This is a genomic window from Polaromonas sp., assembly GCF_012927455.1.
Taxonomy (GTDB): domain Bacteria; phylum Pseudomonadota; class Gammaproteobacteria; order Burkholderiales; family Burkholderiaceae_C; genus Polaromonas.
Genome location: NZ_JABBPE010000022.1, coordinates 1 through 21,505 on the forward strand (window position 1 = coordinate 1; position 21,505 = coordinate 21,505).

A 21,505-nucleotide genomic window follows, 5' to 3' on the forward strand; every position below is an offset into this window, starting at 1 on the left:
GGCCCCCAAAAACCCGGATCCAGACTGCGGGTCGCTTTTGGGTGTTCGCATAACTTCGCTTTGCGAAGTTATGCGAACACCCATCACGAGAACTTTGCTTACTTTCTTTGGCGAAGCAAAGAAAAGTAGCTCGCCTGCCGGGGCGACTCCCGACCAGCCCAGGCCAGCAGAGCAAAAAAACCGATTAAATAGGGCTGTAGCCCAATAGTGACGGGCGCAAGCAGCTATTAATAACATAGCAAAACAACGTGCGATGCGGCCGCCCGGCGACCCCCGGCAATGCTTCAGGCCGGCATGTTCATGATTTCCTGATATGCCGCCACCATCTTGTTGCGCACCTGCAGGCCCATCTGAAAGCCGATGCCTGCCTTTTGCAGGTCGACCATCACGTCGTTCAGCGCGATGCCGGGTTTGCCAAGCTCAAACGCCTCGGCTTGGCTGGAAGCGCTTTGCTGGGCGTCGCTGATGCGGTCCAGCGACTTTTTCAGCTCGCCGGCAAAGCCGCCGCTGGCGAGCTCGCCGCTTGCCGTGGCGGGGCGGTCGGCGGCCTGGGTCAGCGCGCGCATCTGTTGCAGCACGGATTCAATAGAGGTGATCGCCATGGTGTTTTCCTTGGGGCGGCAGGCGCGCCCGTTGCCTGAGTCAATGCCGCAAGCGTAGCAGCGGGCCCGGCGGCGCATCGTGGCAAAAGATGGCAAAAGCCCCGGCTATTCGGCCGATCAAGCGCCGCAACGCACTCGGACAATCAGAGCCAAGGCCCCAGTGCCCTGGCCACAGCCGCCGGGCCAGGCCTTTCACCTTTTTGCCCTCTTTTCCAACACCTGCCGCTGCCGTAAATTTATGCCCTCTGCCCCTTCACTCGTTCCAGCCGCTTCGCCGGACCGCTGAACCCATGAGTACTGCCGCACCCGGCTCCATGCTCGATCAGCTGCGCGCCAACCCGCGCCTGCCGCTGGCCATCGGGGTCTCGGTGGTGGTGGCGGCCGTGGCGGCGCTGTGGTTGTGGAGCCGCACGCCAGACTATGGCGTGTTGTACAGCAATCTGTCCGACCGCGATGGCGGCGCCATCATCGCCTCGCTGCAGCAGATGAACATTCCCTACAAATTTGCCGAGGGCGGCGGCGCCTTGATGGTGGCGGCGGGCAAGGTGCCTGAAGCGCGTCTGCGGCTGGCCTCGCAGGGCTTGCCCAAGGGCGGCTCAGCCGGTTTTGAGTTGATGGACAACCAGAAGTTTGGCACCAGCCAGTTTGTCGAGCAGGTCAATTACCAGCGCGCGCTTGAAGGCGAGCTGGCGCGCTCTATCAATTCCATCTCGGCGGTGGACTCGGCGCGCGTGCACCTGGCGCTGCCCAAGCCTTCGCTGTTTGTGCGTGAACAAAAAAGCCCGAGCGCCTCGGTGGTGCTGACGCTGCACCGCGGGCGCAGCATTGACGAGGGCCAGGTCAGTGCCATCGTGCATTTGATTTCTAGCAGCGTGCCCGAGCTGTCGGCCAAGGCCATCACCGTGGTAGACCAGGCGGGCAACCTGCTGTCGGCGGCCAATTCGGGCGCCCGCGGCCTGGATGTGAGCCAGCTCAAATACACCAACGAAATCGAGCAAGGCTTTATCCGACGCATTGAAGCGATTTTGCAGCCCATGGTTGGCCCGGCCAATGTGCGTGCGCAGGTGACGGCCGATATCGATTTTTCCGTGGTCGAGGCAACCGACGAAAAGTACCGGCCGAACCAGGAACCGGGCACGGCGGCGATTCGCAGCGAGCAGTCAAGCGAGTCAGCCCAGCCGGGCAACAATACGCCAAGCGGCGTGCCGGGCGCGCTGACCAACCAGCCGCAAGTCAACCCCGTCGCGCCGATTTCAACCGTACCGCCGGTTGCCCCCAAGCCCGGCGCTGCGGCTGTGGACCAAATGAAGATCAGCACCGAATTGGGCAACCTGGGCAACCTAAGCAGCCTGGGCGGGCTGGCGCGCAGCGGCGGCAGCGGACGCAAGGACGGCACCACCAACTACGAGCTGGACCGCTCGATCCGCCATGTGCAGCAGGGCGCGGGCGGCATCAAGCGGCTGTCGGTGGCGGTGGTGGTCAATTACCGCTCGGCCGCAGGCGCGCAAGGCAAGCCCACGGCGCAGGCGCTGTCGGCGGCCGAACTGGAGCAGATCCAGAACCTGGTCAAGGAAGCGATGGGCTTTAACCGCGAGCGTGGCGATTCAGTCAACGTGGTGAACAGCCTGTTTGCAACTGAGGTGGTCGAGACGGTTGACGTGCCGGCATGGCGCCAGGCGGGGAATATAGAGATGGCAAAAACTTTGGGTCAATACCTGCTGCTGGGGCTGGCTGCACTTTTTGTCTGGTTTGCCGTGCTGCGGCCACTGCTGCGCAAGCATCTGCAACCGGCAACAGCCGTGGCGCCGCCACTCGGCAAGCAGGAGCCACAGCCTGACATTACCGGCGCCCCAGGCGTTGCCAGCGTGCAGGCGCAAGCCGCACAGCGCGAAGGCCAGCGCCATCTGGACAACGTTCAGTACGCGCAGGACGCCTCCGCCAATGACCCGCGCATGGTCGCCATGCTGATCCAGAACTGGATGGATAAAAAATGATGGAAGTCGGCACACGAAAAAGCGCCATCTTGCTGATGTCGCTGGGTGAGGAAGGCGCTGGCAGCGTGCTGCGGCTGCTGCCGCACAGCGCCGTGCAGGCCATGAGCGAGGCTATGGCCACCCTGTCGCAGGTCAAGCGTGACGAAGTCAGCGCGGTACTGGAAGAGTTTCGCGTGGAAACCGAGCAGTACTCGGCGCTGCATCTGGACTCGGGCAGCTATTTGCGCGCGGTGCTCAACAAGGCACTGGGCGATGACCGCGCCGCCGACCTGCTGCAAGACATTGCCCAGTCCAGCGCATCGGCCGGTGGTATTGAGCGGCTGAACCAGCTGGAGGCCACCGAGGTGGTGGAGATCATTCACGACGAACACCCGCAGATCATCGCCACCCTGCTGGTGCACATGGACCGCCTGAAGGCAGCCGAGGTGCTGGAAAAACTGCCGGAACGGGTGCGCCACGATGCCGTGCTGCGCGTGGCTACCTACGGCGGCGTGCAGCCGTCCGCACTCAAGGAGTTGACCGAGGTACTCAACGACATGCTGTCGGGTGAAGGCGTCAAGCGCGGCCGACTCGGCGGTGTGCGGGTGGCGGCGGAAATTGTCAATTTGATGAGCAGCACGCAGGAAGACGGCGTCATCAAGCATGTGCGTGAACACGACGAGGCGCTGGCGCAAAAAATGATCGATGAGATGTTCCTGTTCGAGAACCTGCTCGAACTCGAAGACCGCAGCGTGCAGCTGCTGCTGAAGGAAATCGAGTCGGAGTCGCTGATCATTGCGCTGAAAGGTGCGGCGCTGGAGCTGCGCGAGAAGTTCCTGAAGAACATGTCGCAGCGTGCCGCCGAAACGCTGCGCGAAGACATCGAAATGCGCGGCCCGGTGCGGGTCTCTCAGGTCGAGAAAGAGCAGAAGAGTATTTTGCTGATCGTGCGCCGCCTGGCCGACGCCGGCGAGCTGGTGCTGGGCGGAAAAGGCAGCGACGCTTATGTCTGACAAGCCCGCCTTGGCTAGAGGGGCGGATGCCGAGAAGTTCGCGCCGCTATTTCCGGACGCGCGTCGTAGCGGCGAAGCCCCGGTGAAGCTGAGCGCCTGGCAGCGCTGGGAAATGACGTCGATTGTCGGCGGTTTGCAGGCTGCTAACACTGGCTTCAGCAACGCTGGTGGCGCGACGCTGGAGCCGCTCAAACCGGTCTTGCTGATTGACGAAGCCGAGCTGACACGTTTGCGGCTGCTGGCCCAGCAGGCCGGCGACAGTGCCGGTCACCGAGAAGGATACGCGCGCGGACTGGCCGACGGCCACGCCGCCGGACTGGCAGCAGTGCAGGCGCAAGCCGCGCAGTTGCAGGCATTGACGCTATCGCTGCCCGGCGCCTTGCGTGGGGCTGATCACGATGTTGCCGACGACCTGCTGGCCCTGGCGCTGGACCTGGCGCGCCAGTTGCTGGGCCAGGCCTTGAAGGCAGAGCCGCAAGCCATGCTGACAGTGGTGCGTGAGCTGCTGCAGGCTGAGCCGGTGCTGATGGGTATGCCGCAGCTGCTGCTGCACCCGGATGACGCGGCGTTGGTGAAAGAACATTTGCCCGACGAGCTGCAGGCCGCTGGCTGGCGCATACGCGTCGATGCCACGCTGCAGCGCGGCGGCTGCCGGGTGCTGGCCAGCAGCGGTGAACTTGACGCAACTTTGCCGACGCGCTGGGAGCGCGTGGCCGCAGCGCTGATCCGCAACGTGACGCCAACCGCTACCTCTTTAGCTTCTACAGGCGCCGGTCATGGCTGACACACCCCGCCCTGTTGCCGCCAACCCGCACCTGGCCGCTTGGCAGACGGCGCTGGGCGAGGCGCGCCACGCGGTCGGCCTGAGTGTGCCGGTGCGCAGCTACGGCCGGCTGACCCGGGCGGTCGGCTTGGTGCTGGAAGCGGTCGGCCTGCGCCTGCCGGTGGGCAGTGATTGCCTGATCGAACTGCCGCCCGGCTATGCACAAAAAACCGCCGAGGCCGAAGTCGTCGGCTTCGCCGGAGATCGCCTCTTTTTAATGCCGCAAAGCGCGGTGGACGGCCTGCTGCCGGGCGCCCGCGTTTACGCGTTGGAGTCGCCGATGGGCCACGGCAAAGGCGCTGGCCCCCGGACCAAGCGCCTGCCGGTTGGTGACGGCATGCTGGGCCGGGTGGTGGACGCCGCCGGGCGGCCGCTCGACGGACTCGGTCCGTTGAAATTTGACCTGGAAGTTCCGCTGGCGGCGGAACCCATCAACCCCTTGACGCGCGCGCCGATTGACCAGGTGCTCGATGTTGGGGTGCGCGCCATCAACGCCATGCTGACTGTCGGTCGCGGCCAGCGCATGGGCCTGTTTGCCGGCTCCGGCGTGGGCAAGAGCGTGTTGCTGGGCATGATGGCGCGCTACACCAGTGCCGACGTGATCGTCGTCGGGCTGATTGGAGAGCGCGGCCGCGAGGTCAAGGATTTTATCGAGAACACGCTGGGCGTTGAGGGCATGGCGCGCGCGGTGCTGGTAGCGGCGCCTGCCGACACCTCGCCGCTGCTCAGGCTGCAGGGCGCCGCCTACGCCACCTGTCTGGCCGAATACTTTCGGGACCGCGGCAAAAACGTTTTACTGATCATGGATTCGCTGACGCGCTACGCCATGGCCCAGCGCGAAATTGCGCTGGCTGTGGGCGAGCCGCCAGCCACCAAGGGCTACCCACCGTCGGTCTTTGCCAAACTGCCGGCGCTGGTGGAGCGCGCTGGCAACGGTGCGCGCAATGCAGAAGGTTTGGGCGGGTCCATCACGGCGTTTTATACGGTGCTGACTGAAGGGGACGACCAGCAGGACCCGATTGCCGATGCGGCGCGCGCCATTCTGGACGGCCACGTCGTGCTGTCGCGCAGCCTGGCCGAGGCCGGCCACTACCCGGCAATCGACATTGAAGCGTCGATCAGCCGCGCCATGACGGCGCTGATTGAGCCCGAGCAATTTGAAGCGGTGCGCAGCGTCAAGCAGATGCTGTCGCGCTACCAGCGCAACCGCGACCTGATCAGCGTCGGCGCTTACGCCCCGGGCCATGACGCGCAACTCGACAGAGCCGTGGCGCTCTATCCAAAAATCGAAACTTTTTTGCAGCAGGGCATGCAAGAGCGCGCCGACTACGCCGCCTCTATTGACCAGCTGCAGGCTTTGTTCCATGCGGGCTAACCGCCTTTCGCATCTGCCAGAGAAAACACCATGACCAAGCATCTACCGCTAGACACCCTGATTGAACTGGCTCAAAGCAAAACCGACGAGGCGACGCGCCGTCTAGGCCAATTGCAGACCGCACAGACCGGCGCCGCCGGCAGGCTAGACATGCTGCTGCAGTACCGCCAGGAATACCTGGACCAGTTGCAAGTGCAGCTGCGCGCGGGTGTGGCGGCGGCGCAACTGCGCAACTTTCAGCATTTCATTGGCACACTTGATGCCGCGATTGAACAGCAACGCGCCGTGACGCTGCAGGCCGACAGCCGTCTTGCCAGCGGGCGCAGTGACTGGCAGCACAGCAAACGCCGCCTCACGTCCTTTGATACGCTGGCTGACCGCGCGCGCCAGCAGGCGCTGATAACCTTGAACAAGCGCGAGCAGAAAGACAACGACGAGCGCACGTCGCGTCGTTTCTACTCTACGCGCAACACCAACTTCGGCCAGCTGGCCTGACCTAAGGAAACGCGATGTCCTTGATTCTTCCGTCCAGCAGCGCGCCGCGCCCATCAGTCCACCCGGCACCCAACGCGCCAGCGCGCGGCGACGCGCCAGCCGAAGACGGCGCTGGCAGTTTTAGTGCAGCCTTGTCGCGTTCGCTGGAACCGGCCGGGAAGGTAGCCGACAAAGACAGTGACAAGGCGGCGCCGGCCAAGCGCCAGGCGGACAAGGCCGAGAGCGGCGTGGAAGATCTGATCAATGCCATGGCCACTGGCCTGGTGCCGTTGGAAAGCCGCATCGTGAAGGCTGTGCCAAGTGAGGGTGGTGCGGCGGCAACGCCGGCCAAAACCCTTGCAGCCAGCGCCGCGTCTGCGCTGGCAGGCCTGACTACAAGCGTCGGGGCAAATGGGCCGGCGGCTGCGGCAGCATTGAACATGGACACCGCCCGACACACCACCCTGGCACCCGCACTGGCCACGGCCATCGCGCCCGCAGCGGGCCCAAACGTCGTAACCAGCGCAAAGGCTGCCGGGCCCAGCGCGCTCACCGCCGTGGCCGACAATGCTACCCTCGCGCTGATTCCCGGCGTCGTTGCAAGCCAGAACGCCGCGCCCGAAAGCGGCTTGGGAGGACGGTCGGAAAAACGCGACAACCAGGGTGTCATTGAATTGACCGGCATGCGTGCCGTCAAAGATGCGAGCGTCGATTTGACAACCGTTCAACCGCATAGCACTGCCAAGGTTTCCGCTGACTTGTCAGCGCCCGCCAGCGAAAGCGTTGCCATCAGTGTGGCCAGCAGCCAGGCTCCAGACGCAGCAAGGGCGGGCACCGATGCCACTTTACCGGGCGCGACCCTGCATGCGCCGCTGCCAGGCACTGCCGCCCTTGCCGGCGCGGGCGCGCCCGAGGCCGCCAGCACAGCGTCGATTGCGCCTGACATGGGCAGCAGCGAATGGGGCAAAGCGCTGGGTCAGCACGTTGTGCACATGGGCAAGGCGGGGCAGCAGGTTGCCGAACTGCAGCTCAACCCTCCCGGACTGGGGCCACTTAAAGTCACGCTAAGCATGAACGACCAGCAAATGCAGGCGAGCTTTGTGTCGGCCCATGCATCGGTGCGTGTGGCGATTGAAGCGGCCTTGCCGCAATTGCGCAGCACGCTGGCGGACAGCGGCATCAGCTTGGGCAACACCTCGGTGAGTTCCGGCAGCCAGCAGCAGCAAGCCTTTGCCGATAGTCCAGGCGAGCAGGCCAGCCAACGCAGCTACCGTACCATCAACGCGCCGGACGCACCCGCACTGGCCACACGCGTTGCCGCCGCGCCGCTGCCCCAGCGCAGCGCAAGCAGTGGAATCAGCGTAGACACCTACGCCTGAACGGGCACCGCGGAGGGCGCTCAAGGCGCCTCGCAAATGCCGGAGTTGACGCGCTTTCCGCCTTGTTTTCGAGCGATGCCTGCAGGCGCTTCTGACCAACAATTACTGTTCAAACTTACACCGCACCCTCATGGCTACCAGCACCCCCGAAGTTACTCCCCCCAAGAAGCGCAAGCTCGGCCTACTGCTGCTTTTGGCGGCGCTTGGCTTGGGGACTGCTGGCGCGGCGGGCGCTTATTACTACTTTTATTATTTGAATAAAGCCCGCACGCCAGTCGTCGCGGCGCCAACCGCGCCTATTTTTGTCGCGCTGGAACCCTTTACCGTCAACCTGCAGCCGGGTGGCCGCAGCCGCTTTCTGCATGTCGGTGTGACGCTCAAAGTGACTGATGCCAAGTCGCAGGCGCTGATCGTGCAATACCTGCCTGAAGTCCGCAGCCGGGTCCTGACCGTGCTGTCCAATCGCCAGGCCGATGCCTTGGTGGCGGCGGCGGACAAGGCACAGCTGGCAGTTGACCTGATGGCTGCGTTGAACCTGCCGTTTGCCCCCACCATGGCGCCGCAAAAAATTGCCAGCGTGATGTTTACTGCGTTCATGCTGCAGTGACGCGGCGCCATGAAATTTACCAATGGCCTTTGAACATGAACTCTCTCAGGAAGAAATAGACGCCCTGTTGCAGGGTGTGACGGGTGAGACCGAGTCTGCGCGGCCAGCCGCCGCAGCGGCGCCCGAGGGACCGCTGGCTTACAAGCTGGGAACCGACGAGCGAGTGGTGCGCGGCCGCCTGCACACGCTGGAGGTCATCAATGAACGCTTTGCGCGGCAACTGCGCAGTGCCATGCTGGTCTTCATGCGCCGCAGCGCTGATATTTCGGTCGGTGCGGTAGAAGTGCAGAAGTACGCCGAGTTCGTGCGGCATCTGCCAGTGCCGGCCAATATCAACATGATCCAGATGAAGCCCTTGCGCGGCACGGCCTTGTTCGTGTTCGATCCGAAGCTGATCTTTCTGGTGGTAGACAATTTGTTTGGCAGCGACGGCCGTTACCACGTTCGGGTCGAGGGCCGCGACTTCACGCAGACCGAGCAGCGCATCATCAAGCGCCTGCTGACGCTGACGCTGGAAAGCTACGGCAGCGCCTGGAATCCGGTTTACCCGCTCGACTTCGACTATGTGCGTTCGGAGATGCACGCCCGGCTGGCTAATATTGTCGAACCCAACGAAATGGTGATTGTCACCACCTTTCAGATCGAGTTCGGCCCGATAGGCGGGGCGCTGACTGTCTGTATCCCTTATTCGATGATCGAGCCGATCCGGCCGCTGCTGTCCAACCCGCTGCAAGACGGCTTTGAGGTGGACAAGCGCTGGGTCAAGGATCTGTCGCAACAGGTGCAAAGCGCCGACCTGGAACTGCGCGCCCATTTCCTGACGTTCCAGTCGAGCATTGGCCAACTGCTGAAACTGCAGGTCGGCGATGTACTGCCCGTCGAGATTCCAAGCACCATTGTGGCCAAGGTCAATGGCGTCCCTGTCATGGAATGCGGCTACGGCACCTCCAACAGCCACTATGCCCTGCGGGTGAAAAAGATGATCAACCACCAGGGCAGTGACCCGAGCAAGGACAAGGAAAGCGATCATGAGTGAAGTCAACAAGCACAACGCCGAGGTTGAGGCAACAGACGCAATGGATGACTGGGGCAGTGCGCTGGCCGAACAAGCGTCGTCACCAGCAGCCTCACCGGTGCAGACCGCCGCGGCAGCATCGCGCGCCGCCGGTGAGCGCGTGTTTCCGCCGCTGCAGGGCAGTTCGGCCACCAACATTGCCCCGGGCGACATTGACCGGGTGATGGATGTGCCGGTGCAGCTGACCGCCGAACTCGGTCGCACGCGCATCACCATCAAGAATTTGTTGCAGCTGTCTCCCGGCTCGGTGGTCGAGCTGGACGGGCTGGCGGGCGAGCCTATGGATGTATTTATCAACGGCTACCTGATTGCGCAAGGCGAAGTTGTGGTGGTGAATGAAAAGTTCGGCATTCGCCTGACCGATATCGTCATGCCGGCCGAACGTATCCAGAAGCTGAACCGATGAAGCCACGCCACCTTGCGCAATTGGTGCGGCTGGCGGCTGCTCTGCTAGCCGGCCTCAGTTTTGCTGCCAGCGCGGCGCTGCCGACGGTGCCCACGCCCGCGCCTGAGCCGGTCCGCTCATTCGCCGCAGCCGGCCTGCTGCAGGCTGGCTTCGGCCTGGCGCTGGTGCTGGCGCTTATTTTTGCGTGTGCCTGGGCGGCGCGACGTTTTGGCCTGTTGCAGCAAGCCGGCAGCGGCCGCCTGATCAAGGTAGTGTCCAGCGCCATGGTCGGTCAGCGTGAGCGCGTGGTGGTGGTCGAAGTGGGCAGCACCTGGCTGGTGCTGGGTGTGGCGGCCGGTCAGGTCCGAGCGCTGCACAGCATGCCGGCCGAAACCCTGTCTGAAGCGCATGGGGCTGCGGCCGTGAACGCCACAAGTGGCATGAGCGGGCGCTTTGGCGCAGGCGTTTTTTCACAGAAGTTGCTGCAATCGATGGACAAGCTGAGCACGCTCAACAATCTCAACAAGCTCAAAAAACAGGACTGAAAAGCATGCTGCCGGTTTATTCCCAGCCCGGGAGGTGCTTTTTTTGGCGCGCTCGTCTCGCCTGGCAACTCTTCACGCTGACGCTGCTGATGGCACTGCCGCCGCTGGCGTCCGCCCAGGGTCTGCCGGGCATCGTCAACACGCAGGGGCCGGGCGGCAGCCAGACCTGGTCGCTCAGCGTGCAGACACTGGTGCTGCTGACCTCGCTGTCTTTCCTGCCGGCGCTACTGCTGTCCATGACCAGCTTCACGCGCATTCTCATCGTGCTGGGGCTGCTGCGAACGGCCATGGGCACCCAATCCGCGCCGCCCAACCAGATTCTGGTGGGACTCTCGCTGTTCCTGACCTTTTTTGTTATGTCGCCGGTCTTTGACAAGGTGCACAGCGAAGCCTACAAGCCGTTTTCTGAAAACCGCATCTCGGCAGAGCAGGCGCTGGAACGGGGGGTTCAGCCTTTCAAGCAGTTCATGCTCAAGCAAACCCGGGAAGCCGATCTGGCGCTGTTTGCAAAGCTGGCCAAGGTCCCGCCCATGGAAGGGCCGGAGCAAGTGACCTTGCGAATTTTGCTGCCAGCCTTTGTGATCAGCGAACTCAAAACCGCTTTCCAGATCGGCTTCACCATCTTCATTCCCTTCCTGATTATCGACCTGGTGGTCGCCAGCGTACTCATGTCCATGGGCATGATGATGGTGCCGCCGGCCACCATTGCACTTCCGTTCAAGCTGATGCTGTTTGTGCTGGTGGACGGCTGGCAGTTGCTGATAGGTGCGCTGGCCCAGAGTTTTTACACCTGAGCCCGGTTCCCCCTAAAAAGAACGCACTGAAATGACACCTGAATCAGTCATGTCGATGGGCTACGAGGCCATGAAACTCTCGTTGCTGTTGGCTGCGCCCTTGCTGCTGGTGGCGCTTGTCACGGGCCTGATCATCAGCCTGTTTCAGGCAGCTACCCAGATCAATGAAATGACGCTGTCTTTCATCCCCAAGCTGCTGGCGGTGTTTGCCACGCTGGTGATTGCCGGGCCGTGGATGCTCAACCTGACGCTCGACTACATGCGTAATCTGTTCTCCTCGATTCCGCAACTGGTGGGCTGATGCCCGCCGTTTTCTCGGTCACTTCAGAGCAGCTGGGCATCTGGATGGTGGCTTTTCTCTGGCCATTTGTGCGCATGCTGGCACTGATTAGCACAGCACCAATTTTCAGCGAGGCCGCCGTGCCGCGCACCGCCAAGGTAGGCCTGGCTGCCCTGCTGGCGATTGCCATCGCGCCCACGCTGGGCGCCCTGCCCGCAGTCCCGCTGGTGTCTGCGGGCGGCTTCTGGATTTTGATTCAGCAGGTGCTAATTGGCGCGGCCATGGGGTTTTCGATGCGCCTGGTCTTTGCCATGGTGCAGGCCGCCGGTGAATATGCCGGTCTGCAAATGGGTCTGTCTTTTGCATCCTTTTTTGACCCCACCAGTGGCGGCACGACGATGGTGCTGGCACGCCTGCTCAACGCCTTGGCGATGCTGCTTTTTCTGGCATTCGACGGTCACCTGATGCTGATCATGACGCTGGCCGAAAGCTTTCACGCGTTGCCGATTGCCGACGCACCACTGGCCGCTGGCGGCTGGTTTTTGCTGGTGACGGCAGGCAGCCAGATTTTTTCGGGCGGCCTGATGCTGGCGCTGCCTCTGATTGCCACCTTGCTGACCATCAACCTGGCCATGGGCATCCTGAACCGGGTGTCGCCGCAGTTCAGTATTTTTTCCGTGGGCTTTCCGGTCACGCTGCTGGCCGGCATGTTTCTGCTGCAATTGTTGATGCAGTACCTGGCACCCTTTCTCGCGCCGCGCTTTGCCGCCGGCTTTCCCTTCATGCTGGAGTTTTTGCAAGGCCTGCGGCGCTAGCGCCCACCGCCGAAGGTCCAGCCGCCGCCCCGGGTTGCTACGTAATTAATAGCTGTTTACGCCCGTCAGATATGGGGTAGAGCCCTATTTCATTAGGAAAATTGCGGTGTAGCACGTTCAGCAAGCGGCAAGCTACAAGTAGTTGAACAAAGCAATCTGCTGAATCTTGACAAAGGTTTGCTGGCTCGCCTGCAGCGCGGTCTGGCGCTGGTAAAACTCGGCTATCGCGCTGGCATAGTCCAGGTCCTGCAAGTCAGACAGATAGCTCTTGTCGAAAAGCGTGCGGCTGTCGCCCGTGACGTCCAAGGCATCGAGTTCCTGCAGGCGCGAGCCGACCGAGGAACGCACCGTCAGCACGTTGTCGTGCGCCATGGTAATTTCGCGGTTGGCCTTGCCCAATGCATCCATCATGTTCTTCTGAGCTAGTGCGCCGGCATTGTCCACAGGTGTTTTCAGTGCGGCGATCACCGTGTCGAGGGTCGCGAAAACGTCGGCACCGGCACTCTGAAAAATACTGCGCCCATCGTCCGTACCGGCCATCTGCCGCGACACATCCACTTGCATCAGACGTTGGCCCTGGTCGCCAACATAGCTGACGCCGACGGGACTTGGCTGGCGCACGAATGGCGCTGTGCCGCTCTTGAAACCGGCGAACAAAAACTGTCCATTGCCGTCGTCACTATTGGCCAGTCCCTGCAACTGGTCCAGATTGCTTTGCAAGGTGGTGGCTATGGTCGCGCGATCGGCATCGGTCAGCGTGCCGCCGGCCTGGATTAGCTGCGTCTTGACGGTTTGCAAGACAGTCGTGACGCTTTGCAAGGCGTTTTCTTCCATCGACAGCGTCTGCCTGGCCTGCGCCCGGCTGGCCGCGTACTGCGCATTCACCGCGATCGACTGCGACACCGCCAGCACACGGGTGGCGCCCAGCGGGTCGTCCGACGGCGCCAGAATCTTGGTGCCGGCGCCAAGCTGCTGCTGCACACGCAACAGGTTGTTTTGCTGCGCGCCCATGGCGGTGCGGCTTTGTTCGTAAAAAGACTGGGTGCTGATACGCATCGTGAACTCCTTAGGTAGCGCTTAGTTGATGCCAAGCACCGCGTCAAACATGCTTGAGGCGGTCTGTATCACTTTGGCATTGGCCTGATACATCTGCTGAAACATCAGCAAATTAGCGGTTTCTTCGTCCTGATTGACCCCCGACACCGACTGCTGGGCAGAGCGGATTTGCGTTGCCAGGCTGGTCTGGGCAGCGCCAGAAATCTGGATCTGCCGAGCTTTGTTGCCGACCGTGCTTACCAGTTGCCCGTAGGCGTCGTTGAAGCTGGCGGAACTGTTACCGATAGTTTTCTTGTTTTGCAGCGCCCCGAGCAAAAGGGCATTGCTTCCATCGGACACGCCACCGGTGTTTGCCTCAATGGTGAAGGTGTCGCCGTCGGCTGGCGTACCGCTGAATTTAAACGTGATGCCGCCGAAGCTCACCGTGGATCCGGCCGAATAGGTCACCGGCGTACCCGCCGCATACGGGCTGCCGGCAGCGGGCGCGCCATTTGCCAGCGTCACCGTGACGGCCGCTCCTGCGGGAAACCCCGACAGCTGATTCAAAGCGCCGTCATAAGTCAAGGTCACCTTGGCAGCGAGAGGCGTGGGCAGGTAGTTCGCGTCTACCGTTCCCGCGCTGATCGATGCGCTGCCCTTGTTGCCAAACGTACTGCCTGTGACGACGGGCGAGGCGGCTGCCACCTTGGCCGGATCGGAAATCAGAACCGCCAGATCGCGCGCACCGGTGCGGGTGGGCTGGATCAGGAATGAATCACCGGCTGCGGCAGCGCCGCTGCCCAGAGTAAGCGTTATGCCGTCAAAGCGGGTGGTGTTGGCAGGCGCTGCGCCCGGAAAACCGGCCGTAAGAGGAATATCCTGGTTGTCCGACAGTCGCGTAAGTTTGTAGGCGGGTCCGGCCGTAACGTCCAGCCGATAGTCGCTGGTGGTCAATTGACTGCTGTCTGCAAACGACGGCGTCAATGCGAGGTTGCCGGTGTTCCTGCTGTTCGAAAGAACACCCGGAGTTGCCTGGGAAAAGAAGTCGCTTCCCAGCACACCCTTGAGATCAACCCCGAGTTTTTGCTGCGCATTGAAGGAGTCTGCCAATGCAATGGCGATGCGGCCCAGGGAATTTTGCGCAGTCGCCAGCGTCTCGTTGCGAAATTGCATCAACCCGCCCAACGTGCCGCCGGAGACCATGCTGCTCTGCAATTCCACAGCCTTGCCGGCGGCATTCACCGCTGCCACGGTAGTTCGGCCCGGATCGCTTGATGAACTGACGGCGGCCAAAACGGTAGCCTTGTCGCCCAGCACCAAGGTTTGCCCATTGCCAATGAATACGTTGTACTGGCCGCCGTCCTGCACGACGAGCTTGGTGCCCACCAGCTTGCCGAGGTCACTGACCAACTGGTCACGCTGGTCAAGCAGGTCATTGGGGGCCTGGCCGCCTGCCGCGTTGCTGAGCATGGCAACCTGCTTGTTCAGACTGGAAATCTGCTGGGCATAGGTGTTGATCTGATCGACGCTGCCGGAAATCTGCTCGTTGACATTGGCGTTGAGGCGGGTCAGGTACTGGTCCATCGATCTGAACTGGTTGCTGACTGCCTGCCCGGAACTGATTAATTGCTGGCGCGCGGATGGGTCGGCCGGGGTATTGGCGACCGCCTGCACATGGGTGAACAGCGTCTGCAGTTGCGGCGCCAGGCCGGCCGCCTTATCGGCCAGCAGGTTATCAATCTGGCTGATCTGCGTGTAATAAGTAGTCAGCGACTGGTTCGCCGACTGCGCCTGATTGAGCTGCGATGTCAGGTACTGGTCGTAACTGCGGGTGACGTCAACAACCTTGGCGCCACTTCCAAAAAAACCAACACTGGGACTGTAAACACCACCGCTCGATGCAATCTGGGCAGATTGGCGACTGTAGCCTGCGGTGTTGACGTTTGCCGTGTTGTGGCCAGTCGTCACCAGGGCTGCCTGCGCGGCGTTCAAGCCGCTAAGCCCGGTAAAAAACATGCTGTTTGACATAAACCTGATCCTCTAAAACTACGACTGGAACTCCGGCAGCCTTTTGAAGGCCCTATGGTAGATGACGACAACTTCCATCAAAAACTTGAGGGCGAATGCGCAATATAGTTGCGACCTTCTATGACCTCACGGAAAGCTGCCAAGCGACAACTCAAAATTCTTCCCATTCACCCGCACCGGAAGCGCCTGCCACGGCAAGCTGGGGAGTTGCCGCCTGCTTGCGTTGCGGCGCGGTTATAGCCGGTTTGGCGCATGGCGGCTGCTTGGGTGCCGTGCGCGCAGGGACGGGTGCCACGCCCGAGGCCGGGGCCATTAGGTTGCGCTGCTCCTGATCGAGCCTGAACACACTGACCACCTGCGACAAGCCGCTGGCCTGCTCTTGCAGTGAGGCTGCTGCCGCAGCAGCCTCTTCAACCAGCGCGGCGTTTTGCTGCGTCACCTGGTCCATTTGCGTGATGGCCTGGTTGATCTGCTCGATGCCCGAAGTCTGCTGCTGGCTGGCCACGCTGATCTCGGCCATGATGTCGGTGACGCGTTTGACGCTGATCACGATCTCGTCCATGGTCTTGCCGGCCTCGGCTACCTGCTTGCTGCCTTCTTCAACCTTGTCAACGGAGTCGCCTATCAGGGTCTTGATCTCTTTGGCTGCTGCAGCGCTTCGCTGGGCGAGGTTTCTGACTTCGGCGGCGACCACGGCAAAGCCTCTGCCCTGCTCGCCGGCCCTTGCCGCTTCAACGGCAGCATTCAAGGCCAGGATGTTGGTTTGAAAGGCGATACCGTCGATCACGCCTATGATGTCGACGATCTTTTTGGACGAGCTGTTGATGGCGCTCATGGTGTCGACTACCTTGGCTACGACTTGCCCTCCTTTGACCGCTACGTTTGAAGCGGATTCGGCGAGCTGGTTGGCCTGGCGGGCGTTGTCGGCGTTTTGCTTGACAGTACTCGTCAACTCTTCCATCGACGCGGCGGTTTCTTCAAGCGAGCTGGCCTGCTGCTCGGTGCGCGACGACAGGTCCATGTTGCCGGCGGCGATCTGGCTAGAGGCTGTGGCTATGGTGTCGGTGCCGCTGCGTACTTCGCCGACGATTTTCACCAGCCCTTGGCGCATCGCCTCCACGGCACGGGTAATGACGCCTATTTCATCGCGCCGCCCCGAGTCCAGCGACTGGAACAAATGGCCGCCCCCGATCGCCTGCACATGCTGGCTCAACAGACTCAGGGGTTGCACGGTACGCCGGATGAACACCATTGCGGCCATTCCCATAATCACGGCCGTCACTGCGATGAAACTGCCCAGCCATATCATTTGCCGGTACAGAGCGGCCAGGGCCTCCGCTTCCGGCACTTCCGCGACGACCAGCCAGCCGGTCTCCTGACTCTTGACGACACTGGCAAATCGCTCCGCCTTGCCGCCCGGCGTCAGAACCGCAGGTGCATGGGCAATTCGGTCACTACCAGCGCCCGTCACGATAGCGAGCCATTCGCTGGCGCCCGCAGGCAAAATCTCCGCAAGTTTTTTCCCTGCTGAGACGGGATGGAAGACCAGCGTCGCAGCGGCCGGACCGCCACGCGGATCGATGATGTAAAGACCTCCGGTTTCGAAGATTCTCGTCTTGTCTACCGCCTCGCGCAGAAATGCCTGCTGCCTGGAAATGTCCAGGCCAACGTAGAGCACGGCGACCAAGCGGCCAGCCTCGTCGCGGACAGGCTCGTAGATTGTCATGAAGGGACGGCCGAACAGCGTGGCTCGCCCTACAAACTTGCGTCCGGCACGCAATTCCGCGTAGGCCGGACTCTTGCGATCGAGCAGCGTGCCCACGGCACGCTCGCCATTTTCTTTCACGACCGAAGTTGTAATCCGTCGAAAATCTTCGCCTTGAACCACGAACACTGTCGCATTGCCCCCGGGGAAATCACGCGAAAAGCTGTCGACCTCGGTCGTGCTGTCATTGAGGGGGCCGCCGAAGTTGGTCAGCGTCCCCGCCGCTTCATCGACGAGGGACAGCGTCGGTCCAAACTGTTTGCGATAAGCAGCAAATGAATTTTCAATGGCCAGCCGCATCGTCTGATCGAAGATGTCAATCGACTGCGCAATGGCGGAGGCTTTGGCGTGGGCATACTGGGCCGTGCTGACTTGTTGCTGTGAAGACGCGAGTACGTAAAAAAAACCTAGAACGGTCAATGTCGCAGCCAAAATGACCGCGGACCCAGTGAGGGCCAGGGACCGCGTTAGCGATTTGAAGGACCGCGACGGGGATTGATTATTCATGCACAACTCCAGGCGCAGGACATTCAAACGACCACAGCCAATAGATGGAGCAAAGCGCGACTCGGAAATTTCGCTTGGCTGCCGGCCGGGACATACGCCTTTGCGGTGAAAGCGCCAATAGGCGACGTGTTTCCCGCATAAGGGTTGGGTTACTGTTTGTCGCGAGCATAAGCACTCCTTTAAACAATGATGGTGACGCGCCCTGTCACGCACCCAGTGAGTCTGAATAGCAGCGCCGTTGACATTGGACTACCTCTGTTTATCGGTCAACTATGGGAAGAACTTTAGTTAAAGAAAACAGCCCTCCCGTCACTTGTTGGCCCTTGAATCGCCTCCCGCCACAAAAGCTAAGTCATCTGCTTCATGATGCGAACTAGCTTTCCACCATATTCAGGATCCGTGGCATAGCCGGCGCGCTGCAGACCATGCGCCGCCGCAGCCGGGTCCTGCGTTGCCAGCACATTGGAGTAGCGCGGATTGGTGGCCAAGAATTTGGCGTAGTCTGTAAACGCTTCGTCATAAGAGCCATAAGCACGGAAAGTGGCACGGGTTTTTTGCGCCACGCCATCGACGTATTCGGTGGTTGTGGTCTCGGCCACCGGCCCCTTCCAGCTTTTGTCAGCCTTGATGCCGAACAAGTTGTAGCTGGGTGTGCCGTCCTCGGCGCGAATTTCGCGTCGCCCCCAGCCCGACTCCAGCGCGGCCTGCGCCATGATTAGCTGTGCAGGAACCCCGCTGGCTTGGCTGGCACGCTGCGCGGCTGGCAGCATGCGCGTCACGAATTGCTCGACATGCGCCTGCGGCAACACACTGCGGCTTTGCGTGGCTTGTGCAGTGGCGGCCTCGTAGAACGAGAGGCCGGGCGTGGCCCGTGAAACGGGCGCAATCTTGGGCGCCAGTGCGCCAAGTGCGCCAAATTGCCCGACTGGCGGCATACCACCCTGCCGCGCCACGCCCGGTGCGAGTGCGGCAGCATCCCCACCCATCGAACGGCTGAGCTGCGCCAACATGGCTTCGGCCAAACCCAGCCCACGGCCAGAAAGATTCTGCGACAGCTGCTGATCAAGCATGGCGGTATAGGTTTTTTCCTGCGAGCTGCTGAACATGCCGTCCGAGGGCGTCGCTTCGCGCATGCTTTTGAGCATCATCTGAAGGAACATGACTTCAAACTGCTTGGAGGCCTGCTTCATGCCCTCTTGCGGCGATGAGCGAACGGTACGCCGCAACGCATCGACGCCCTGCACGTCCAGCGACAGGCGTTGATCAAGCACACCCGAGCCGGCGGGATTTATGCCATTGAGGTTGGAGAGTCCAGCGCTAGCCATGAAGCACCTTAAATAATTTCAAGCTCGGCACGCAGCGCCCCTGCCGCCTTCATGGCCTGCAGAATGGACACCAGATCCTGCGGATTGGCGCCCAGCGAATTGAGTCCCTTGATGACATCTGCCAGCGAGGCACCACCGCGCACGACTTGCAGCGCACTGCCAGCCTGATTGAGCTCGATCTGCGAGCGCTGGGCCACGACGGTGCTGCCGCCAGAAAGCGGGCCGGGCTGGCTGATGACAGGTTCGGTATTGATCACTACTGTCAAATTTCCATGCGCCACGGCGCAATCCTGAATCCTCACGGCCTGATTCATCACGACCGACCCGGTACGCGCGTTGATGACGACTTTGGCGATGGCCTGCTCGGGCGCAACATCGATATTTTGTATGCGCGCCAGGAAGCTGACACGCTCTTCGGGCCTGGCCGGCGCCGTGACCTGAATGACACGGGCGTCCAGTGCGGTGGCGGTGCCGGCGCCGAGGTTGCGGTTAATCGCATCCACGGCCTTTTGCACGGTTCCAAAATCGGTGGTGTTCATTTCGAGCAGCAAGGTGCCATCGCCGCCCAGGGGCGACTCCACCGCCCGCTCGACGATGGCGCCGGCGGGAATCCTCCCGGACAGCAGCTGGTTGATCTTGACCTGAGAGCCGCCAGCCGATGCGCCCGCGCCACCGATCACCATATTGCCTTGCGCGAGTGCATAAACCTGGCCATCGGCCCCCTTCAGGGGCGTCATCAACAAGGTGCCGCCACGCAGACTTTTGGCATTGCCCATGGACGAGACGGTGATGTCAATGTTCTGCCCGGGCCGCACAAAGGGCGGCAAGACGGCCGTCACCATCACGGCGGCCACATTTTTCAATTGCATGTTGGTGCCGGGCGGCACGGTCACGCCGAGTTGTCCCAACATATTGTTCAGACTCTGCGTGGTGAAAGGCGTCTGCTGGGTCTGATCGCCGCTGCCATCCAGGCCAACCATCAGCCCGTAGCCGATCAGCGGGTTGTCGCGCACGCCCTGAATGCTGGCAAGATCTTTCAGCCGCTCGGCCTGCGACGGCAGAGCAACAACGGCCAGTAAGGCAAGAAAAGCCAGAGGAACCAGACGCAGCCTGAAGCCTGCTACAGCCGCGATCTGAATTTTTCTGCGGTGGCGCTGCAGTGGCGGGCGTAGGATTTGCATGATCAAAAGGGCAGCACGTTGAGAAAAATGCGCTGCAGCCAGCCCATGGTTTGCGCTTCGTCGATGTAGCCTTTGGCGCTGTATTCGATCCGGGCGTCAGCCACCTGGGTGGAGGCAATCGTGTTGTTGGCGCTGACGGTGCGCGGGTTGACCACGCCCGAGAAGCGGATGAACTCGGTGCCTTGGTTGATCAGCATCTGCTTTTCGCCGCTGACCAGCAGATTTCCATTGGGCAGGACGTCGGTGACCGTCACGGTGATGACGCCATTGAAGGTGTTCTTGGCGTTGGCCCCGCCTTTGGCGCTCATGGCGTTCTTGCTACTAACGGTGGCATCTTGCGAACTGGAGATCAGGCCCTCAAAAATCTTCGGAATCACGCTGAGGTCCAGACTGGCGCTGCCGCTTCGGCTGGCGTCCGCCGCCGAGTTCTTGCTGGCGTTGACGTTTTCGCTGACCAGGATAGTCAGGATGTCACCGATATAGCGCGGCCGCCTGTCCTCAAACAAGGCCTGCGAACCGAAACCGGTGCGGTAAATCGCCCCATTCACGGGCGCGGCCGGTCGGATCTGCATATCAGCACGGGCTGTCATGGGCTGATGCACCAGCGGCTCGCGCGGAATTTGCGCGCAGCCGCCCAGCAGCAGACTGCTGGTCAACAGCTGCAGCATGAGCCGATAGCCCGCGGACAGCCTGGACATTACAACTGCGCCAGTCGTGCCAGCATTTCATCGGAAGTTTTAACGACCTTGCTGTTGATTTCGTAGGCCCGTTGTGTCTGAATCATGTTGACGAGTTCTTCAACCACGTTGACGTTCGATGACTCGACATAGCCCTGGCTGAGCGTGCCGGCGCCATTTTGGCCTGGCGCGCTCTGGTTGGCCCCGCCTGAAGCGTCGGTTTCAACATACAGGTTTTCGCCATTGGCCTGCAGACCGGTGGGGTTCAAAAATGTAGACAGCTGGATCTGGCCGACCTGCACGCTGGCGGTGCTGCCAGCCTGGACCACCGACACCGTGCCGTCACGGCCAATTGTCATGCCGGTGGCGTTTTGCGGCAGCGTGATGGCAGGCTGCACCGGAAAGCCGCTGGCGTTGACCAGTTGACCATTCTGGTCGGTTTGGAAGGAACCGTCGCGGGTATAGGCGGACGTGCCGTCCGGCATCAACACCTGAAAAAAGCCGTTGCCGTTGATCGCCACATCTTTGATGTTGTCGGTTTTGGTTGGATTGCCTTGGCTATGAATGCGCTCGGTTGCCACAATGCGCACGCCGGTGCCCAGTTGCAAACCGGACGGCATGCGGGTCTGGTCCGAAGTCTGACCACCACTTTGGCGCAGGTTCTGGTACATCAGGTCTTCAAAAACCGCGCGGCTGCGCTTGAAACCGGTGGTACCCACGTTGGCCAGATTGTTGGCAACAACGTCGAGCTGTGTCTGCTGGGCATCAAGACCGGTTTTGGCAATGGAGAGAGAGCGAATCATGGGGAGTCCTGAAAAGTGGTCTAGCCCTGGTGGCTATCAGATCA

General features: G+C 61.6%; 21 protein-coding genes. 13 read left to right on the forward strand and 8 right to left on the reverse strand.

Annotated elements, in window-relative coordinates:
- Positions 1-284: 284 nt before the first annotated feature.
- Positions 285-602 (reverse strand): flagellar hook-basal body complex protein FliE, encoded by a 318-nt coding sequence (fliE, locus tag HHJ18_RS20410; RefSeq protein WP_296918308.1) that lies wholly within the window; start codon positions 600-602, stop codon positions 285-287.
- A gap of 290 nt (positions 603-892) precedes the next feature.
- Here fliE and fliF point away from each other — a divergent pair, with 290 nt between their 5' ends.
- The 13 genes from fliF to fliR all read left to right on the forward strand — a co-directional run bounded on the left by fliF (position 893) and on the right by fliR (position 12,140).
- Positions 893-2,596, forward strand: a complete 1,704-nt coding sequence (gene fliF / locus HHJ18_RS20415; RefSeq protein WP_296918310.1) for a flagellar basal-body MS-ring/collar protein FliF — start codon at positions 893-895, stop codon at positions 2,594-2,596.
- Positions 2,593-3,588, forward strand: a complete 996-nt coding sequence (fliG, locus tag HHJ18_RS20420; protein WP_296918312.1) for a flagellar motor switch protein FliG — start codon at positions 2,593-2,595, stop codon at positions 3,586-3,588. Before fliF ends, fliG begins: the two co-directional genes overlap by 4 nt.
- The gene (fliH, locus tag HHJ18_RS20425; RefSeq protein ID WP_296918314.1) at positions 3,581-4,372 is read left to right on the forward strand and encodes a flagellar assembly protein FliH; all 792 of its coding nucleotides are present in this window, start codon (positions 3,581-3,583) and stop codon (positions 4,370-4,372) included. Before fliG ends, fliH begins: the two co-directional genes overlap by 8 nt.
- The gene (fliI, locus tag HHJ18_RS20430) at positions 4,365-5,786 is read left to right on the forward strand and encodes a flagellar protein export ATPase FliI (RefSeq protein ID WP_296918315.1); all 1,422 of its coding nucleotides are present in this window, start codon (positions 4,365-4,367) and stop codon (positions 5,784-5,786) included. Before fliH ends, fliI begins: the two co-directional genes overlap by 8 nt.
- 30 nt (positions 5,787-5,816) lie before the next feature.
- Complete coding sequence (gene fliJ, locus HHJ18_RS20435; RefSeq protein WP_296918317.1) at positions 5,817-6,281, forward strand: flagellar export protein FliJ; 465 nt, start codon at positions 5,817-5,819, stop codon at positions 6,279-6,281.
- Positions 6,282-6,295: 14 nt separating this feature from the next.
- Entirely contained in the window at positions 6,296-7,639 is a 1,344-nt protein-coding gene (locus HHJ18_RS20440; protein WP_296918319.1) for a flagellar hook-length control protein FliK, read from the forward strand.
- 130 nt (positions 7,640-7,769) lie between these two features.
- A complete protein-coding gene (gene fliL / locus HHJ18_RS20445) occupies positions 7,770-8,246 on the forward strand; it encodes a flagellar basal body-associated protein FliL (RefSeq protein WP_296918321.1) in 477 nt (158 codons plus the stop codon).
- A gap of 22 nt (positions 8,247-8,268) precedes the next feature.
- Complete coding sequence (gene fliM, locus HHJ18_RS20450; protein ID WP_296918323.1) at positions 8,269-9,282, forward strand: flagellar motor switch protein FliM; 1,014 nt, start codon at positions 8,269-8,271, stop codon at positions 9,280-9,282.
- On the forward strand, positions 9,275-9,727 hold the full coding sequence (gene fliN, locus HHJ18_RS20455) for a flagellar motor switch protein FliN (RefSeq protein ID WP_296918325.1): 453 nt from the start codon (positions 9,275-9,277) through the stop codon (positions 9,725-9,727). Before fliM ends, fliN begins: the two co-directional genes overlap by 8 nt.
- On the forward strand, positions 9,724-10,251 hold the full coding sequence (gene fliO / locus HHJ18_RS20460; RefSeq protein ID WP_296918327.1) for a flagellar biosynthetic protein FliO: 528 nt from the start codon (positions 9,724-9,726) through the stop codon (positions 10,249-10,251). Before fliN ends, fliO begins: the two co-directional genes overlap by 4 nt.
- A gap of 89 nt (positions 10,252-10,340) precedes the next feature.
- The gene (fliP, locus tag HHJ18_RS20465) at positions 10,341-11,045 is read left to right on the forward strand and encodes a flagellar type III secretion system pore protein FliP (protein ID WP_296918483.1); all 705 of its coding nucleotides are present in this window, start codon (positions 10,341-10,343) and stop codon (positions 11,043-11,045) included.
- A gap of 31 nt (positions 11,046-11,076) precedes the next feature.
- Entirely contained in the window at positions 11,077-11,346 is a 270-nt protein-coding gene (fliQ, locus tag HHJ18_RS20470) for a flagellar biosynthesis protein FliQ (RefSeq protein ID WP_296918329.1), read from the forward strand.
- Complete coding sequence (fliR, locus tag HHJ18_RS20475) at positions 11,346-12,140, forward strand: flagellar biosynthetic protein FliR (protein WP_296918331.1); 795 nt, start codon at positions 11,346-11,348, stop codon at positions 12,138-12,140. Before fliQ ends, fliR begins: the two co-directional genes overlap by 1 nt.
- Positions 12,141-12,272: 132 nt before the next feature.
- Here the strand turns inward: fliR and flgL are convergent, their stop codons facing one another.
- The 7 genes from flgL to flgG form a co-directional block, all read right to left on the reverse strand.
- Positions 12,273-13,196 carry a flagellar hook-associated protein FlgL gene (gene flgL, locus HHJ18_RS20480; protein WP_296918333.1) on the reverse strand — a complete coding sequence of 308 codons (924 nt, stop codon included), beginning with the start codon at positions 13,194-13,196 and terminating at the stop codon, positions 12,273-12,275.
- A gap of 21 nt (positions 13,197-13,217) precedes the next feature.
- The gene (gene flgK / locus HHJ18_RS20485; protein WP_296918335.1) at positions 13,218-15,203 is read right to left on the reverse strand and encodes a flagellar hook-associated protein FlgK; all 1,986 of its coding nucleotides are present in this window, start codon (positions 15,201-15,203) and stop codon (positions 13,218-13,220) included.
- Between the two features lie 151 nt (positions 15,204-15,354).
- Complete coding sequence (locus tag HHJ18_RS20490; protein WP_296918337.1) at positions 15,355-17,475, reverse strand: methyl-accepting chemotaxis protein; 2,121 nt, start codon at positions 17,473-17,475, stop codon at positions 15,355-15,357.
- A 347-nt stretch (positions 17,476-17,822) separates the two neighbouring features.
- Positions 17,823-18,800, reverse strand: a complete 978-nt coding sequence (gene flgJ / locus HHJ18_RS20495) for a flagellar assembly peptidoglycan hydrolase FlgJ (RefSeq protein WP_296918339.1) — start codon at positions 18,798-18,800, stop codon at positions 17,823-17,825.
- Between the two features lie 8 nt (positions 18,801-18,808).
- Positions 18,809-19,981: a flagellar basal body P-ring protein FlgI gene (locus HHJ18_RS20500; RefSeq protein ID WP_296918340.1), complete on the reverse strand. Its 1,173-nt coding sequence runs from the start codon at positions 19,979-19,981 to the stop codon at positions 18,809-18,811.
- A gap of 2 nt (positions 19,982-19,983) precedes the next feature.
- A complete protein-coding gene (locus tag HHJ18_RS20505; RefSeq protein WP_296918342.1) occupies positions 19,984-20,679 on the reverse strand; it encodes a flagellar basal body L-ring protein FlgH in 696 nt (231 codons plus the stop codon).
- Complete coding sequence (flgG, locus tag HHJ18_RS20510; RefSeq protein WP_296918344.1) at positions 20,679-21,461, reverse strand: flagellar basal-body rod protein FlgG; 783 nt, start codon at positions 21,459-21,461, stop codon at positions 20,679-20,681. The genes HHJ18_RS20505 and flgG overlap by 1 nt, the downstream gene beginning before the upstream one ends.
- Positions 21,462-21,505 lie beyond the last annotated feature (44 nt).

Bases quoted from the DNA above. Each gene is read 5' to 3' on its own strand.
- HHJ18_RS20440 (WP_296918319.1), top strand. From the start codon at position 6,296: ATGTCCTTGATTCTTCCGTCCAGCAGCGCGCCGCGCCCATCAGTCCAC.
- fliI (WP_296918315.1), top strand. From the start codon at position 4,365: ATGGCTGACACACCCCGCCCTGTTGCCGCCAACCCGCACCTGGCCGCT.
- fliO (WP_296918327.1), top strand. From the start codon at position 9,724: ATGAAGCCACGCCACCTTGCGCAATTGGTGCGGCTGGCGGCTGCTCTG.
- flgG (WP_296918344.1), bottom strand. From the start codon at position 21,461: ATGATTCGCTCTCTCTCCATTGCCAAAACCGGTCTTGATGCCCAGCAG.
- fliN (WP_296918325.1), top strand. From the start codon at position 9,275: ATGAGTGAAGTCAACAAGCACAACGCCGAGGTTGAGGCAACAGACGCA.
- flgJ (WP_296918339.1), bottom strand. From the start codon at position 18,800: ATGGCTAGCGCTGGACTCTCCAACCTCAATGGCATAAATCCCGCCGGC.
- fliR (WP_296918331.1), top strand. From the start codon at position 11,346: ATGCCCGCCGTTTTCTCGGTCACTTCAGAGCAGCTGGGCATCTGGATG.
- fliL (WP_296918321.1), top strand. From the start codon at position 7,770: ATGGCTACCAGCACCCCCGAAGTTACTCCCCCCAAGAAGCGCAAGCTC.
- fliG (WP_296918312.1), top strand. From the start codon at position 2,593: ATGATGGAAGTCGGCACACGAAAAAGCGCCATCTTGCTGATGTCGCTG.
- fliH (WP_296918314.1), top strand. From the start codon at position 3,581: ATGTCTGACAAGCCCGCCTTGGCTAGAGGGGCGGATGCCGAGAAGTTC.
- fliJ (WP_296918317.1), top strand. From the start codon at position 5,817: ATGACCAAGCATCTACCGCTAGACACCCTGATTGAACTGGCTCAAAGC.
- fliP (WP_296918483.1), top strand. From the start codon at position 10,341: ATGGCACTGCCGCCGCTGGCGTCCGCCCAGGGTCTGCCGGGCATCGTC.
- fliM (WP_296918323.1), top strand. From the start codon at position 8,269: ATGGCCTTTGAACATGAACTCTCTCAGGAAGAAATAGACGCCCTGTTG.
- flgL (WP_296918333.1), bottom strand. From the start codon at position 13,196: ATGCGTATCAGCACCCAGTCTTTTTACGAACAAAGCCGCACCGCCATG.
- HHJ18_RS20505 (WP_296918342.1), bottom strand. From the start codon at position 20,679: ATGTCCAGGCTGTCCGCGGGCTATCGGCTCATGCTGCAGCTGTTGACC.
- fliE (WP_296918308.1), bottom strand. From the start codon at position 602: ATGGCGATCACCTCTATTGAATCCGTGCTGCAACAGATGCGCGCGCTG.
- flgK (WP_296918335.1), bottom strand. From the start codon at position 15,203: ATGTCAAACAGCATGTTTTTTACCGGGCTTAGCGGCTTGAACGCCGCG.
- HHJ18_RS20500 (WP_296918340.1), bottom strand. From the start codon at position 19,981: ATGCAAATCCTACGCCCGCCACTGCAGCGCCACCGCAGAAAAATTCAG.
- fliF (WP_296918310.1), top strand. From the start codon at position 893: ATGAGTACTGCCGCACCCGGCTCCATGCTCGATCAGCTGCGCGCCAAC.
- HHJ18_RS20490 (WP_296918337.1), bottom strand. From the start codon at position 17,475: ATGAATAATCAATCCCCGTCGCGGTCCTTCAAATCGCTAACGCGGTCC.
- fliQ (WP_296918329.1), top strand. From the start codon at position 11,077: ATGACACCTGAATCAGTCATGTCGATGGGCTACGAGGCCATGAAACTC.